This is a genomic window from Paenibacillus solisilvae, from assembly GCF_042656405.1.
GTDB classification, from domain to species: Bacteria; Bacillota; Bacilli; order Paenibacillales; family Paenibacillaceae; genus Paenibacillus_Z; species Paenibacillus_Z solisilvae.
In genome coordinates, this window is the sequence record NZ_JBHSOW010000030.1 from 99,914 (window position 1) to 116,432 (window position 16,519).

General features: G+C 46.2%; 13 protein-coding genes. 10 read left to right on the forward strand and 3 right to left on the reverse strand.

From position 1 onward, the window contains the following. Positions 1-40 precede the first annotated feature (40 nt). The 8 genes from ACFPYJ_RS08485 to ACFPYJ_RS08520 all read left to right on the forward strand — a co-directional run bounded on the left by ACFPYJ_RS08485 (position 41) and on the right by ACFPYJ_RS08520 (position 8,266). A complete protein-coding gene (locus ACFPYJ_RS08485; RefSeq protein ID WP_379187664.1) occupies positions 41-2,497 on the forward strand; it encodes a GH116 family glycosyl-hydrolase in 2,457 nt (818 codons plus the stop codon). 25 nt (positions 2,498-2,522) lie between these two features. Further along, positions 2,523-3,368 carry a nucleotidyltransferase domain-containing protein gene (locus ACFPYJ_RS08490; protein ID WP_379187666.1) on the forward strand — a complete coding sequence of 282 codons (846 nt, stop codon included), beginning with the start codon at positions 2,523-2,525 and terminating at the stop codon, positions 3,366-3,368. A gap of 220 nt (positions 3,369-3,588) precedes the next feature. Beyond that, positions 3,589-4,956 (forward strand): ABC transporter substrate-binding protein, encoded by a 1,368-nt coding sequence (locus ACFPYJ_RS08495; protein ID WP_379187667.1) that lies wholly within the window; start codon positions 3,589-3,591, stop codon positions 4,954-4,956. A 104-nt stretch (positions 4,957-5,060) separates the two neighbouring features. Beyond that, positions 5,061-5,951: a carbohydrate ABC transporter permease gene (locus tag ACFPYJ_RS08500; protein ID WP_379187668.1), complete on the forward strand. Its 891-nt coding sequence runs from the start codon at positions 5,061-5,063 to the stop codon at positions 5,949-5,951. 160 nt (positions 5,952-6,111) lie between these two features. Continuing rightward, positions 6,112-6,945, forward strand: coding sequence for a carbohydrate ABC transporter permease (locus ACFPYJ_RS08505; protein ID WP_379187669.1), 834 nt, complete (start codon positions 6,112-6,114; stop codon positions 6,943-6,945). 159 nt (positions 6,946-7,104) lie between these two features. Continuing rightward, positions 7,105-7,395, forward strand: coding sequence for a MazG nucleotide pyrophosphohydrolase domain-containing protein (locus ACFPYJ_RS08510; protein WP_379187670.1), 291 nt, complete (start codon positions 7,105-7,107; stop codon positions 7,393-7,395). 3 nt (positions 7,396-7,398) lie between these two features. Next, positions 7,399-7,668, forward strand: coding sequence for a hypothetical protein (locus ACFPYJ_RS08515; protein WP_379187671.1), 270 nt, complete (start codon positions 7,399-7,401; stop codon positions 7,666-7,668). Between the two features lie 127 nt (positions 7,669-7,795). Then, complete coding sequence (locus ACFPYJ_RS08520; RefSeq protein ID WP_379187672.1) at positions 7,796-8,266, forward strand: VOC family protein; 471 nt, start codon at positions 7,796-7,798, stop codon at positions 8,264-8,266. 826 nt (positions 8,267-9,092) lie between these two features. Here the strand turns inward: ACFPYJ_RS08520 and ACFPYJ_RS08525 are convergent. Continuing rightward, positions 9,093-10,508 carry a sensor histidine kinase gene (locus ACFPYJ_RS08525; protein ID WP_379187673.1) on the reverse strand — a complete coding sequence of 472 codons (1,416 nt, stop codon included), beginning with the start codon at positions 10,506-10,508 and terminating at the stop codon, positions 9,093-9,095. Then, a complete protein-coding gene (locus ACFPYJ_RS08530) occupies positions 10,505-11,704 on the reverse strand; it encodes a beta-ketoacyl synthase N-terminal-like domain-containing protein (protein ID WP_379187674.1) in 1,200 nt (399 codons plus the stop codon). Before ACFPYJ_RS08530 ends, ACFPYJ_RS08525 begins: the two co-directional genes overlap by 4 nt. A gap of 403 nt (positions 11,705-12,107) precedes the next feature. On the opposite strand from ACFPYJ_RS08530, the gene ACFPYJ_RS08535 reads away from it, so the two are divergent. Then, positions 12,108-12,824, forward strand: a complete 717-nt coding sequence (locus ACFPYJ_RS08535) for a VIT1/CCC1 transporter family protein (protein ID WP_379187675.1) — start codon at positions 12,108-12,110, stop codon at positions 12,822-12,824. 65 nt (positions 12,825-12,889) lie between these two features. On the opposite strand, the gene ACFPYJ_RS08540 is transcribed toward ACFPYJ_RS08535, so the two are convergent. Beyond that, complete coding sequence (locus ACFPYJ_RS08540; protein WP_379187676.1) at positions 12,890-13,750, reverse strand: helix-turn-helix domain-containing protein; 861 nt, start codon at positions 13,748-13,750, stop codon at positions 12,890-12,892. A gap of 153 nt (positions 13,751-13,903) precedes the next feature. Here ACFPYJ_RS08540 and ACFPYJ_RS08545 point away from each other — a divergent pair, with 153 nt between their 5' ends. Next, a complete protein-coding gene (locus ACFPYJ_RS08545; protein WP_379187677.1) occupies positions 13,904-16,504 on the forward strand; it encodes a GH116 family glycosyl-hydrolase in 2,601 nt (866 codons plus the stop codon). The last annotated feature ends 15 nt before the right edge of the window (positions 16,505-16,519 follow it).

A 16,519-nucleotide genomic window follows, 5' to 3' on the forward strand; every position in this document is an offset into this window, starting at 1 on the left:
AGCAGCTTGATTATAATTTGAATACAGGAGTGAGCGACCAATGGTATTTGCAAAAGAAGAATTATTTACGTCCGCTGAGCAGCGGACGTATCCAGGGGAAGCGAAGGAAGCGGCCTTCCTGCTCGGAGGGATCGGTACGGGGAATGTCTCCATCGGCAGCAGAGGGGAATTGAGGGACTGGGAAATCTTCAATCGCCCGGGTAAAGGCAGTTCGATGCCTAATACCTATTTCTCCATCTGGGCGAAGCAGGAAGGCTCTGAACCCGTCGCCAAAGTGCTGGAATCGAGACTTACACAGCCGCATAGTCTGTCGCATGGGTATCATCCCATTACTGGAGCCGGGCTTCCGCGGTTGGAAAAGTCGACCATGCGCGGAGAGTACCCGATGGTTTGGGTCGATTTTGAAGACAAGGATTTGCCGGTTACGGTCACGCTTGAAGCGTATACACCCTTCATCCCTCTGAATGTAGACGATTCAAGCATTCCCGGAGCGTTCATCACGTATCACGTGACGAACACCTCGGATCAGCCTGTAGACGTGACGATTGCCGGCTCGTTGATGAATCCGATCGGCGGGGTGAGTTTCGACCATTTTGGTAACTTGGATTTGAAGAATACCGGTGAGAATACGAATGAATTTCTCCAGGAAGAGGCGTTAAAGGGTCTATTCTTCAGCTCGAACAGGTTTGCTCCTCAGGAGGAGCATTACGGGAATCTCTCCCTGGTCACGACGAATCCGAAGGTCACGCATAAGCGCGCATGGCTCCGGGGAGCCTGGTATGACTTCCTGCAGGAATATTGGGATGACTTTACCGAAGACGGCAAACTCAATGATCTCGGTTACGAAACAGCATCTGAGAACAACAGGACCGATACAGGATCACTTGGCGTCTATGAAACATTGGCGCCGGGAGAGACGAAGCCGTTTGCGTTTCTATTGACATGGTATTTCCCCAACCGTCTGAATGGGTGGAGCGACAATATCCGGGTAAAGGAAGAGGGACGGCAGCTTACGCAAAATTATTATGTATCCCAATTTAACAGCTCATGGACTGCAGCCTCCTACCTCGCTCATAATAGAACGCGATTGGAGAAAGAGACGAAGCTGTTTCATGGCGCCTTATTCTCAAGCTCATTGCCGGGGCATGTCATAGATGCCTTGTCCAGCAATATAACTGTGCTGCGGAGCACGACCTGTTTTCGGTTGATAGACGGCCGTTTCCTTGGGTATGAGGGTTGTTTTGACAATGCCGGCTGCTGTGACGGAACCTGTACGCATGTCTGGAATTATGCGCAGACGCTTGCCTTTCTGTTCCCCGAGCTGGAACAAAACATGCGGCAAACGGAGTTTCTGGAAGAAGTGAACGAGGACGGGAAAATGGATTTTCGCGCCTTGAAAATGTTCGATTCCCATTGGATTTGGCATGGCCAGTCCGCACCGCCTGCCGCCGACGGGCAAATGGGAACGATCATGCGCGCTTACCGGGAATGGAAGCTTACGGGGGATGACGCTTTTCTTCGTAAACTATGGCCTTCCATCAAGAAGACATTAAACTTTGGACCCCTACACTGGGACACGGATGGGGATTTGGTGTTTGACGGCGTCCAGCATAATACGTATGACATTGAGTTCTATGGTCCAAATCCGCTGACCGGCATTTTCTTCCTGGGCGCACTTCGTGCGGGAGAGGAAATGGCTGCTTATCTGGGCGAGGAGGAAACGGCGAAGAAATATGCGGCGGCATTTGCAGCCAGCTCCAAGCGCCTCGATGAGCTGCTGTGGAATGGCGAATATTACGTTCAGCGTCTGGAGGACGTTAATGCCTATAAGTATCAACACGGCTTAGGCTGTCTCTCGGATCAGCTGCTTGGCCAGCAGCTGGCTCATCTGTACGGCTTAGGCTATCTGCTTCCGAAGGAACGGGTTCAAAGCGCGATTCAAGCCGTCTTTAAGCATAATTTCAAAACGGACTTTTCCAATCATGTCAATTGTCAGCGTACGTATGCGTTAAATGACGAGAAGGGGCTTCTTCTGTGTTCTTGGCCGGGCGGCGGACGTCCGAAGCTTCCCTTCGTTTATTCGGATGAGGTATGGACGGGGATCGAATATCATGTGGCGACACATCTGATTTATGAAGGATTCATTGAAGAGGGGTTAACGGTTGTGAAAGCGGTGCGTGACCGTCATGACGGATACCGCCGCAACCCGTGGAATGAAGTGGAATGCGGACATCATTATGCACGGTTCATGTCAAGCTGGGGGCTGCTCCTTGCGCTCAGCGGTTTCGAATTTGATATGTCCCGCGGCGAAATAAAGTTTGCGCCTGTTATTAATCAAGAAGATTATACCGGATTCTGGAGTACGGGACGCGCGTGGGGAACGTACAGTCAGAAACTTAACGCCCACAATGGGGAATACGATATCGATGTGTCGGTGCTGTATGGTGACGCTTCGGGACTAAAGGTTCATGCCTGCGGCAAAGTACTGACCCTGTAAGAAATAAGCTGCATAAGAGGTGATCATGCTGGACATTGAACGAATTCTAGAAACAGTCGTTTCACGTTTGCAGAGCATCCCCGGTATTGAAGGAATTGTACTGGGAGGTTCACGCGCCAGAGGCACGCATACCGAGGATTCTGATATAGATATTGGGATCTATTATCGTTCTGGCTCTCCGGTCGACACTGCTGCCCTTGCGGAGGCTGCGGCAGAGATTGATGATTTGGGCAGGAAAGATCTGATTACACCAATCGGGGGCTGGGGACCTTGGATTAACGGCGGAGGCTGGCTGAAAGTCAGCTCGGTTCCAGTTGATTTCCTATATCGGGATATTGACAAAGTAACCGCTGTTGCTCAGGAATGCCTGAAGGGAAAATTATCCGTACACTATCAGCCCGGCCATCCGCATGCTTTCTGCAGTTCCATCTATATGGGAGAAGCTGCGGTTTGCCGGACGCTGTGGGATCCGAATGGACGCATCGAAATGTTGAAAAGTCTCATCGGCTCCTATCCGGATGCCCTGCAGAATGCCATTGTTTCGACCTTTTTGTGGGAGGCGGATTTCTCGGTTCTGAATGCTGACAAAGGGATAGGCCGGACGGACGTTTCGTATGTGGCCGGTCATCTTTTCCGGGCGGTCAGCTGCTTAACACAGGTGCTTTTTGCTGTAAACCGAACCTACCTGCTGAACGAGAAAGGGGCGGTTGCAGCTTGCGCCGCTTTTCCTAAAAGTCCTGCCGGCTTTGAAGCCCGAGTTCGCCGAAGCTTCTCGCTTCTTACGGAAGACAAAAGTGAATTGCAGTCCGCAGTCCAGGAAATCGCTGCGTTACTAAAGGATACGCAGTCTTTGCTCAATGAACCGAATTAACCGGAATCTTAATCAATAGCCGCTGTGCCGTAATTTATTCCCATAAGCCTTCAATCCGCTTCTAAAGGGGGTTGAAGGCTTTTTTCGATTATCCGGCGGCCGATGAAAAGTTCGAATAAATAGTTCGTTACTAAAGTATGTTTAATAAGACTTCCTGCAAGCGTGTACATATAACAGCTTTCATGGGGCGACAATCAGCTATTTAAGGGGGAAACCATGCATGGCAATCGGTAATAGGAAATTTCTGCTGTTCATGACAATCGTATTATGCGCTTCTTTGTTAGTTGGCTGTTCCGGCAAGTCAGGGGAGGATAACAACTCCAAGAAGACGATTACGATTACGTACCGGGATGACGGAATGGGAGAGAAGGGCACGCTCTATAAATGGATTATGGATGTTGCTGCCGATTATCCCGATAAAAATGTGGAAATTAAGCCAACGCCTATTCAAGCGTCAGAAGGCGATTATTTTGCCAAGATTGCTTTAGCATTGAAATCTGAGGACACAGCGCCGGATATTGTAACGGAGGACACCTTTATCTTGAATTCGGATGCTAGCGCAGGATACCTGGAGCCCCTGGATGCCAAATTAAAGGACTGGAAGGATTGGACAGACGGTTCGTTTATTGAGGCCATGAAAAAAGGGGTCACCGCAAGCGACGGCAAAGTATACGGCGTGCCTTATAATACAGATTCCAGAGGGCTCTGGTATAACAAAGAAATATTCAAACAAGCAGGCCTTCCGGAAGATTGGAAGCCGAAATCCTGGGATGAGGTCTTAAGCGCAGCGAGAACGATCAAGGAAAAAGCGTCGGCGGACGTTGTTCCGATCTGGATGAACCTCGGCAAAGCCACAGGAGAAGCCACATCCATGCAGACCTATGAAATGCTGCTCTATGGAACAGGCGACAGACTCTATGATGATAAGAGCGGAAAATGGATTACGAAGAGCCAGGGGATCTTGGATGCGCTGAGCTTTATTGAGACCATTAATAAAGAGAAGCTCGGTCCGCCGCTGTCCAAAGTATTGAACGGTCAAGCGGGAAACACGTCTGCGCGTGAATACTTGCCGAAAGGCAAGCTCGCCATCTCGCTGGATGGTTCTTGGATAACCGGTAATTATTTTGATACTGGCGCTTCACCTTGGCCGGGATATAAAGACGTGCTCGGCTTTGCGCCGATGCCGACAAGTAAAGGCCAGGAACCGGGATCGATCACATTGTCCGGAGGCTGGGCGTTATCTATTCCAAGTCACGCGCAGCACAAAGACGAAGCATGGGATTTTATCAAATATGCGCTCAATAAAGAGAATACCGAGAAGCTCGTGATAGCATCCGGTAATATAACGGTTCGGGCAGACGTTTCGAAGGATCCTGAATATACGAAACTGCCGTTTAACGAAATTGCGACGGAATACTTGCAAAATGCTGAATTTAGACCCGCGCAGGACAAATATCCTGAAGTGTCCACACAAATACAAACCATGGTTGAATCGGTAACCACGGGCACCTCTCCTGCAGATGCGCTCAATAAATACGCGCAGGATGTAACCCGAATTGTAGGCGAGGATCATGTGATGGAAAAATAGCGGTAAAATAACAGCAAAAAGCTTGCTCAAGCGGATCCTAGCGAGTAGGAGAGCTTGGGCAAGCCGTTTGTTATGATCTTCAACATGCGGGAGGAGAACGAGGCATGAGCGGTTTAACGGTAAATGTTGTCTATAAGAAAAGAAAAACCTATACATGGTTGTATTTCTTACTTCCATCGGTTGCGATTATGCTCGTTTTTTTCATCTATCCCATCCTGCTAACCTTTCTTTATTCCTTCACGAATCTGGCCTTAACCGGTGAGTCTGCAAAGGAGCTTAAATTTATCGGGTTTGACAACTATATTCACATGTTTGAAGACCCAACGGTCAAAGTCAGCATATGGAATACGCTGATCTTCTTGTTCGGTTCTGCTGTTATTGGCCAACAAGTGTTAGGATTTCTCATTGCACTCTTGATGAAGCATAAAAATAAGATGTTTCGCCGGGTGATTGGAACGATTGTGTTAGCAGGCTGGGTAACCCCTGAAATTGTATGCGCGTTATGTCTGTACAGCTTTTTCGGCGATGAAGGCACCCTTAATTCAATCCTTACCTTCCTCGGTATTCCTGCAGTCACTTGGCTGTATACCGTGCCAATGCTCACTATCATCCTTGCGAATATTTGGCATGGTACGGCCTTTTCCATGCTTGTTTTTCAAGCGGCGCTGGATGATGTACCGAGTGAGATCGAGGAAGCGGCCGTTGTGGACGGGGCAACCAAATGGCAGATTTTAACCAAAATTACGATTCCTTATATTAAAGATACCATTACGACGAATATGATGCTGGTTACCTTGCAGACTCTTGGGGTATTTGGGCTCATCTACGCGATGACCGGCGGAGGTCCGGGAACTTCTACAACAACCCTGCCTATCTTTATGTATAATCAAGCCTTTATCAATTATCAGCTTGGTTATGGCACAGCGATATCTTTATTGCTGCTCATTATAGGTGTGGTGCTGAGCTTGTTCTACATTCGATCGATGAAGGAGTAAGTAACGCTCACAAAACTTAAGTAAATGCTTCCGAAGCGAGTTTTGTTTGGAGTAAAACGATGAAGTAACGCTCACAAAACTTAAGTAAATGCTTCCGAAGCGAGTTTTGTTTGGAGTAAAACGATGAAGTAACGCTCACAAAACTTTAAGGGGACTTCGTATGAATGCGAAACAACGGAAAGTGATATACCGAGTCATGCCATATACAATCCTTGCCTGTATCGGAATTTGTTTCATACTGCCTCTTCTGTGGGTTCTTGTTGCATCGGTCGATTCCAATGCGATGCAGTCGCTCAAACTGCCGAGCCGAATAACCGGGGCCAACTACGCGGATGTAATTACCAGCAGTGAGAATCAGCGAGCATACATCATCGGCCTTATCATGTCAGGTGGCCAAGCTGTACTCGTCGTATTATTGGCATTGCTTGCCGCCTATCCTTTATCACGCTATCAAATGAAATATAAGAAGTCATTCATGCTGACGATTTTATTTATGACTTCTTTGCCGATTACAGCTGTGATGGTACCTGTCTATCAATTGTTCTTAAGTTTAAAGTTATATGATAATATTGTTGGGGTCATTCTGTTCTATGTGGCTTCATCCATGCCATATGGAATTTGGATGCTGAAGAACTTCATGGATGCAGTACCGAGCGACTTGGAAGAAGCCGCATGGGTCGACGGGGCGTCTGTTTTCGTTGGTATTCGGAAAGTGGTCGCTCCCTTAATGATTCCCGGTATCTGCACGGTTGCTATATTTACCTTCTCGGGGAGCTGGGGCAATTTTTTTGTCCCCTATATTCTATTGCAGAATCCCGATCATTTCCCCGCTTCTTTGAAGCTGTATCAGTTTTTCGGTCAATACGGCATGGTGGATTACGGTAAATTAGCAGCGTTTTCTATGCTGTACGCCACGCCTTCGGTCGCTTTGTATATTCTCTCCCAGCGGTTTATGTCCAAAGGTTTTGGTCTTCAGGGGGGGACGAAGGGATAGCAACCCGTACCAATCGCCTCTCTATAGCGTTAGCAGACAACAAAACCACTTCCTCCGAAGTGGTTTTTACTATTTGGCGCATGTCTGTACAGGAGCTATTATACTTGTGATAGAATAACAACAGCGAATTGGATGCCTGATAGGAGGATTTGTTGAGAGATGAATACATCAGAGTTTCAGCAATATGTGCGTGAGTTCAGCAGGGACAAGGGCTTTGACCATAGCTCTATTGAACAAAGGACGCTGTACTTAATGACTGAAGTTGGAGAGCTCGCAAAAGAGGTCTTATCCGTTTCCTTTCATCCTGACGGGGAACAGCGAGAAAACTTAGGGCATGAGATGTTCGATGTGGTGTGGAATATTTTTGATTTGGCTAATAAGTTGAATATTGATCTTGACCAGGCTTTTAAAAGTAAAATGCAGATTAACGATAAGAGGACCTGGAGTTAGGAATTGAATAACGGACAGCGTATGGACCGGCGCTCCAACAGCGTAGTCCAGACAAAAGTCGAGCCCCTGGAATTATTCTGGCGGCTCGATTCTTATGTGAAGAAATTCCTTTCAACCAACGCTAAAAAGGTTGACTCTGTTCACGGTGCAGAGAAGGAGTTACCGGATTATTATGGTGCATCTCTTCAAACACGTAATGTGAAAGAGCTGGTTTTGAAGCGGTTCCGCGGCAATGCTGCCCACAGCTCCAGGCCCGGCCAGATTCACGAATAAGAGAAGGGGTTTATGTACTCAGCAATCCAGAAGAAACTATGACTCAACATTCATGGTATTGTTTATTTATAGGTATCTTCTATTTGAATCGTCAAACTAATTCTATTGATGAAAAGGAGCGAGTATGATGCAAAAAATCACCCCCTTTCTGTGGTTCAATGACAATGCTGAGGAGGCCATGAATCATTATACCTCGATATTTAAAAATTCGAAGATTAAGAGCGTTACCCGTTATGGAGAGGGAGGGCCTGGACCGAAGGGCGCGGTAATGTCCGGGACATTCCAGCTCGAAGGACAGGAATTTATGGCCTTGAACGGAGGTCCGCAATTCACCTTCACGCCGGCTATATCGTTATTCGTAAGTTGCGAGACGCAGCAAGAAGTAGATGAGTTATGGGAGAAGCTGTCCGAGGGCGGAGCAGGATCGAGATGCGGCTGGCTTGTGGACAAATACGGACTGTCATGGCAGATCATTCCAACTTTACTAGGCGAGATGCTGCAGGACAAGGATGCACAGAAATCGCAAAGAGTCATGAAGGCCATGCTTCAAATGGACAAGATTGATATGGATGCTCTAAAGCAAGCATACGATGGATAGGGTGCAGCTAACTGTATACATGCTTCATCGTTATTAAGCTTGAATGTAATTGATGCGGGCGGAATTGAATCTGCCCCCAAAAGTGGCGTAGGATGAAACTTGTAGATTCGAATGTAACCAGGACCAGAATGAGAAGATCCTTCTCAGAATCCATCAAATAAAACGGCAGAAATACGGCAGAAATGCCGGTTTTTGTTTATTAGACCGTTCGGTGCGAAGATAGGAAAGATTACTGAAGTTCTTCGGCCAAAGTCTTGGTTTAACTCCGCACTTTCCTGATTCTTATCCGTCTTCATAGTTTGTTGCGAATAACTCAGAAGTGGGAGGTTTTGATGTGTTGTGTGAATGATTTGCTGTATATCCGGAATGCACGGCGACGGTGTGAGTATCTATACTGGATATTTACAGCTATTTCGGACTATTAGTTGTATAAAAGAGCGCTATACTGGAAATTTCCAGTTGCAAATGGCTGCTTGAGCACCTTAAGGTTCATTTGGGGCGATATAACGGTATGAATTGCAGTATAGAGCCATCCTCAAGCGGAATGCACTCTTTTAACTGTACGAATTCCAGTATAGGCCAAGGTGTAACAGGTATCTAGCCTTTGATAGGAAAAGAAGAGCAATGATGGCGATGACTTATTGGATAGCTCCTTACGGAGTTGCCCATCGTAATGTTGTGTATGATTTAGAGATTCAATCCGGGCTTTAATCGACGAAGAACTGGCGGATCAGATCAAGCACTGCATCTCGAGCAGTCTGGTGCCACAGGCGTTCCAAACCCTGTCGACTCGCTTCATTTAGGAGCCTGAGGAACGCACCTTACCTCACTCATCCAGCATCAGCTGTTCATAACAAACGATAGGGATCGAAATCCGAATTTCGGTCCCTTTTTCACTGCTTCTAGCGATCTCTATATTTCCGCCATGGGAATTAATGATTCGTTGGCAGATCGACAATCCAAGGCCTCTGCCTGCTTCCTTCGAGGATTGGAAAGGAGAAAAGATCTGCTTCCATTTCTCTTCAGGTATGCCGGATCCGGTGTCGGTACATACAAGATGGATATCATTGTTGCGTCTCTTGATTCTAATTTTGATTATTTTTTGTTTTTTCCCCTGCATCGCCTCGATACTGTTATTGATGAGATTAATGAATACCTGTCTTATTTTATCTTTATCAATTTTAGCTTTAATCGATTTCCCTTCTCTGAAGTGGATAGAAATATTTTCTTCTCCCGCTCGAATAGAAGTTAATGAAATCGATTCTTTCACAATCTCCAAAATATCCGTTTCTTCAATATTCAGTTTACCGCTGGCAATGAAGTCTTTGTAATTACTTACAATACTGTTCATATGTGATCCGGCGATTTGAATATTGTTGACCATCCCCTGGGACGTTTGATCCAGCTTTTTATCACGAGCCAATAAATCGGAGTATCCCTTGACGATAGTTAACGGATTTTTAATTTCATGGATGAGACCGGTAGTCGTCATTTCAATTTGTTTCTCTTGTTCTTTTCGATTTAAAATTCGGCTTGTCTCTTTAATCATCTTGGTACTCATATTAACAAAAATGAAAAACACAAAGATGGAGAAGAACATGACAGCAATTTGGCTGGAATAAATAAAGGTCGCCGGTTTTAAGTTTAAGACTCCGACTACATAGGTTAGTATAAAGGCAAGACTGAATAAGGTCAGGAAGAACTTGACATATTTATCGATGACTTTTCTGCTGGCTAAGAGTGTCAATAGAATACTCACAATCAACAGCTTGATGTGGTACGCAAATAGAAAGCTCCACTCCCCGTAGAGCGGATAGAGAACAAAATTAGCGCCGCCCAATCCATGAATTTTTTTTAATCCGAGAACACCCAGCGATGACCAATTGATCAAATAAATAAAGAGGGACCACAGATAATAAGCAATAATGGTGTATCTATTGATAATCCATCTCATCCAATTCTTTTTGTCGTCGGAGAGGTATTTTAGGGCGACATATCCGACATATAAGAAAGCCGGAGGAAGCATGATCGAGCCGATCCGGAAACATTTAAAGAGAAAAAATATCGTTTCCTGGCTGAAGATATCTACGCTGTACAGAAAAGACACATCGAGCTGCCATAAGCTCATAAAAATCATAAATACGACCATCGCGTTGGTCAGCTTCGTCTTAAACATCACTTTGCTGGACAATCCCAAAAACAAAGGCACCAAAGACATGACTGCCATGAGTATGAAACTCATCTTGTACCTTCTTTCGATACCACTAATGTGTTATTATTTCCGCCATATCCATGAGAAGTGACTGCAACATGCTGAATATCGCAGTAGGTTGTTTCTTTGACAATGTTAAATAGCTCAAAGCCGGAAAAATCACTGTTTGCGGTAAGCGGAATATATTTATTTTTTATACTTAATAGGGCTGAAATCACCTGTACCACGCCAGATGCTGCGAAAGGATGGCCGATCATACCTTTTATGGATGTAATCGGTGTAGGCGTGCCGCAAAGTTTCAGATGATTGGCTGCTTCAATTGTGTCTTGAAGGTCTAAGCCTAAGGCCTGACTATTGGTATATGTAATCACTTTATCGCCAACAGCTTCTTCGAAGGTTCGGAATAACTGTGCGCCTGTCTTGTCCATCTGGTGAATATTGACGCCATCGTTGTTCGAAGCGGCGCCTGTCAGGTAGCCGTATATCTCTTTGTTTGCTTGTTTGGCCTGCTTCTCCCTCTCCAGGACAATCACCGCAGCACCCTCTGAAATGACAAACGAGCCGTTATTTTTTGAGAACGGGTTGCCCGTTTCCCCGATCTTAGCATTAAATCGGATTGCTTTTTGTTTAGCGAAACTGGCTATAGCGGAATCGCAGAGCGGTGTTTCTGAAGCACCGACAATACATAGATCAACTATAGCATTTTCCAGCAAAGTTTTTCCCAGAAATATTGCATCCGAACCTGATGAACAGCCGTTGGATATAGTGGTGACAAGGTTTCCGCTTCCCAAACCTAAGTAATTCGCTACCCCTGAAGAAAGACTGTGAATATTCGTCATTCCGGCGTTTAATGCGCTTATTTTCTTATACTGACCATTCCTGTACCGATAGGAGCATTGCTCAATTTCAGGAAGGCTGGAAGTGGACGTTCCCATTATGACTGCAACTCTAGTCTGAGGGTTTTTTATTTTAGCAAGTTCGATGGCTTCTTTTGCCGCAGCGATCCCAAGCAGGCAGGCTCTTGGATATCCCCGCAATGCTTTATCCCGTGCTTCTTCAAGCTCTTCTTCGATTATGCCGCAAACCATGCTTTCCTTATTAGGCCCCAGGCCGGAGACGACAGAATGCGTGCAAATCCCGTTTTTCAGCACCTGTTCAAAATGATGACGATTCTGAATCTTAGGTAATTTGATTCCATAACCTGTAATGACTGACTCGTTTTTCAAAGTGATATACCCCTTTTGACGTGATCGAACATAAAGCGGCTGCCAGTCGTTCGCTTTCTTTCTACAAAATACAACATTATCCTACATAATCATTATAGCTTGATCTATCATGCCTATAAATAGATTGCGAGAAGTGATTTTTAACCTTCGAATTACCTATCCTAAGGGTCATATTGTATATTTAAAATAAGATATATTAATCTGCAAAGAGACAGCCAGACTACACGATTACATACTTAATCAGACTCTCAGCCAGAGATGTGGTATGATTAATGGAGATAAATGAATGGTAAGACATACATGCTGCTAACGTAATGACGTTAGCGGCATGTGCCATTTTAGGGTATTTAATAACGATTTTCACTATCAATCCTGAATAGTAGAAAGAGATGGAGGTGCCAGTATGGAGCGGGATACGAATGACATTCAGCAAAAAGCCCATGAAGAGCAGCATTTCATGGCGACCGATTTTATCCGGGATATCGTAATCGGTATGGCGGATGGTTTAACCGTTCCGTTTGCGCTGGCTGCAGGATTATCCGGAACAGTATCCAATACCAGCTTAGTTGTTATTGCCGGTATGGCAGAAATAGCAGCAGGCTCCATTGCGATGGGACTCGGGGGATATCTTGCAGCGCGGACAGAACGGGAACATTATTTATCGGAACTTGCGCGAGAACGGCGGGAGATCATTGAGCTCCCGGAGTATGAAAGAGAAGAAGTGGCGGAAATTTTACGCGGCTGGGCGCTGCCTGAGCCGGTCATTTCCTCGGCAGTGGAGTCGATCAGCGCGGATCCGGATCGCTGGGTCGATTTTATGATGAAGCATGAACTCGGTCTTGAGGAGCCTGATCCGAGGCGGGCGCGCAATAGTTCGATTACGATCGGATTATCTTATATTGTAGGCGGAATCATTCCTTTATCTCCATATATGCTAGTTCAAACGCCGGATACAGCCTTATATCTTTCTGTGATCATTACGTTAATCGCCTTGTTTGTTTTCGGTTATGTGAAAGGGAAGTTTACCGGCTCTGCACCCATCAAAAGCGCTTGGCAAACTACGCTTGTAGGCGGGGCAGCGGCAGGCATTGCCTTCATAATCGCCAAGCTTATCGCTTGAAGCATGCAGGGGATTTATGCTTGATAACAAGCAGAATCAGCAGCATCCTTGCCGGCTCTGCTTGTTTATTTTCCCTGCTGCTTAAATCGTCCAGGGGTTAAGCCGCTGATGGCTTTAAACGTCTTGGAGAATTGATGGACATCCGTAAATCCGCAGTATTCACTGACGGTTTGGATGGCCTCCCCTTTACGCAGCAATTCCCGTGCATGCTCGATTCGGATTTTGAGCAGATATTGATAAGGCGTTATCCCAAAATGCTCCTTGAACAGAACGGTGAAGCGTGAAGATGAAAGTCCGGCTCTCTTGGCCATATCGCTTACGGTAATGGGCTCCGATATATGAAAGGCAAAATAAGAGGTGATCCAGTTCAGAAAGGGCTTGGAGGACACCGGGCTAGTCTGGGGCTTCATGTATTGCTTAATGAGTGCGGTATACCATTGATAGGCATACTGATGGGCATCGAGGATGCCGATATAACTCTGCAGCTGCCAGCTTTCAATGATTTTGAACAAGAGATCGCGCATTTGATGAGGATGATCCGTCTCCAGCACGAGCGGAATCTGAAAATGCTCGCATGCATTCAGTCTTGGCTGCATGAGCGATGAATATGGCGTCATATCCACCTGCCCGGGAAGGGTAATGAAACTGCTCTCTCTGGAAGAATGATAAAAGAAATCAAGATGCACATAAGGGTTTATCGTATTCGTTATCCCTTTGATCGTATGAACATCCCCCGGCTGCAGCAAGCACAAATCGCCTTCCTTCAGCACATGTAAGCATCGGTTCACCTCAAGTTCAAACACACCCTCCTGGACATAGAAAATAATATAATCCAGCAAATTACGTTCACCCAGCAAGAAAGGGGGGCGAATCGCGTAATCTGCACTCCGTATATAAGGTGCGGCATCCAAACTTTCTATTCTCATTCCTCCAATACCTCCAAGAGAAGAATCTCACCTGTTTTCCACAAAAATATCAAGCTCATTCTACAAAGAATTTAGAAGGGAATTCACCTATGATTATGGCATACTCCGGTTTAACGAGTATACCATCGCTAATTGGGGAAGAAGGCTGAAAAGATGAAAAAGGTTTATAAAGGGCCAAAAACGAAAGAAATCAGCTTTCCGCTTGGCGGAATAGGCAGCGGTTCCATTGGATTGGCGGGTAATGGGAGGCTTATTGATTGGGAGATATTCAATCGCCCTAACAAAAAGAGCTTTAACGGTTTTAGCCATTTCGCTATAAAGGCAGAACGGGAGGGTGAAGTGCTGGACTGCCGGGTATTGAACGGCGATTTGCAGGCACCTTATGTGGGCGAGCATGTAAGGGGAGGCCCTCTGCACAGCGGTTATGGTTTTGGACCGGAGAGCCAGACGATGGCGGGGATGCCTCATTTTCAAGAGGTTGAATTTATCGGAGAGTATCCGCTGGCTAACCTGACCATGGCCGATCCTTGTTTTCCCGGATTAATCAGCCTGCTTGCATTCAACCCTCTCATTCCGCTGAATGATACCGAATCAAGCATACCTGCCGCTTTTTTTGAATGGGAAATCGAGAACATAACAGACCAAACCATCGCCTATACAATCAATCTGGCGGTTCAAAATCAAATGCCATCGGATCGCATCATACACGCATACAACTGTAGGGAAGTTTCTAAGGATAAGAAGCTTCATCTGCTCAGCCTCACTTCCAATCAGTTCAACTCCGATCATCTGCAATATGGGGATATTAGCATTGCGACTGACGCTGCCGAAGCCAGCTATCAGGAGTTTTGGTACCGCGGAGGCTGGTGCGATAACCTCGAAATGTATTGGCATGATTTCACGAAAGCCGGCCGGGTTCAGAATCGGCATTATGGAGTAGAGGAAGCTCCTCATCCAAGACATAAGGATACGGGATCTTTAGCTGCACATGTAGAAGTAGCTCCTAAAGACAAGCAAAAGGTCCGATTCTTAATAAGCTGGAATTATCCGAATATGAATAATTACTGGAATCCGGCAAAGTCTGGCAGCCATGCCTGGACAAACTACTATTCCAGTCTCTTTGAAGATTCTGAGGCAAGCGCCATCTATTCTATGACTCATTGGGATCGGCTGTACATGGAGACGCTAAGGTTTAAAGAGGCGCTCTTCTCATCTACTTTGCCGGAAGTGGTGAAAGAAGCGGTTTCGGCTAATTTATCCGTTTTGAAATCAGCGACATGCTTGAGATTGACCGATGGCTCATTCTATGGCTTCGAAGGGTGCATCGAGGATAAAGGCTGCTGCGAAGGTTCCTGCACGCATGTCTGGAATTACGCATATGCTCTGCCGTTCCTCTTCCCGAAGCTGGAGCGCAGCATGCGTGATTTAGATTTTCAATATAACAGGCGCGAGGATGGGAGAATGTCATTTCGCCTCATGCTGCCGGTAGGCCGTGAAAGGCCGGATTTCCATGCTTGTGCAGACGGTCAATTTGGAGGTGTCATCAAGGCGTACCGGGATTGGAAAATCTCAGGAGATACAAAATGGCTCTTATCCAATTGGCAAGCCATCAAGCAGTCCATTGAATACGCATGGGCAGACAGCAATGAAGATAAGTGGGACCCCAAGAAGAAGGGGGTATTGGAAGGGAGGCAGCATCATACGCTGGATATGGAACTCTACGGCCCGAATTCTTGGCTAAGCGGATTTTATCTGGCTGCTCTCAAGGCGGGTGCGGAGATAGCAGCTTATCTGGGCGAGCATGAAACCGCTGAAATGTACGATCGGATCTTTCAATCAGGCAAACAATGGGTCGATCGTGAATTATTCAACGGTGAGTATTATAGTCAGCAGCTGGACTTGTCCAGTTATGGGGCGATTGAGCGCTTTGGCGTTGAAGCCGTGGACGGCTACTGGAATAAGGAAACGGGACAAATCAAATATCAGATTGCGGAGGGCTGTGTAATCGATCAGGTTGTCGCGCAGTGGCATGCGAATTTATGCGGATTGGGTGAGATTTTCGACAAAGAGCAAACACGGCAAGCCTTAAAATCGCTGTATCAAAATAACTTTAAGGCGAACATGCGGAATGAAGCGAATACCTGGAGATTATTCTCCCTGAATGATGAAGGGGGCTTGGTGATTTGTACATGGCCTCAGGGCTCTGTCAAACCGGCAATTCCATTAACTTATAATTCGGAAACGATGACAGGCTTTGAGTATCAGGCTGCCGCGCATATGATTCAAGAAGGTCTCATTGAAGAAGGCCTTTCCATAGTTACAGCCATTCGTGACCGTTATGACGGCGAGAAACGAAATCCTTGGAACGAGATTGAATGCGGCAGCAACTATGCGCGTTCCATGGCGAGTTATTCCTTGCTCCATGCATACAGCGGCTTCGAATATAATTTGACCGAGAGATTGGTGGGCTTTCATCCGGTTCCGTATACTGGAAGCGTATTCCGCACCTTGTGGTCATTGGATTCGGGATGGGGGACCTTCGAAATTGGGGATGATGAGGTCAATATTAAGGTGCTTGGCGGTAAGCTGAATCTGGGTGTTCTTAGACTCTCTTCAGAGGTGATTGCAAAAATCAGCCATATCCGGCTGGATAAGCATGCTGTTCATTACCAGATTGCGGAGAATGCGATCCATCTGCTGCCGGATGTGGTCATTGATTGTCAGCATCCGCTGATCGTTGAGCTAACGATATAGAGTTACGCTGCTGTC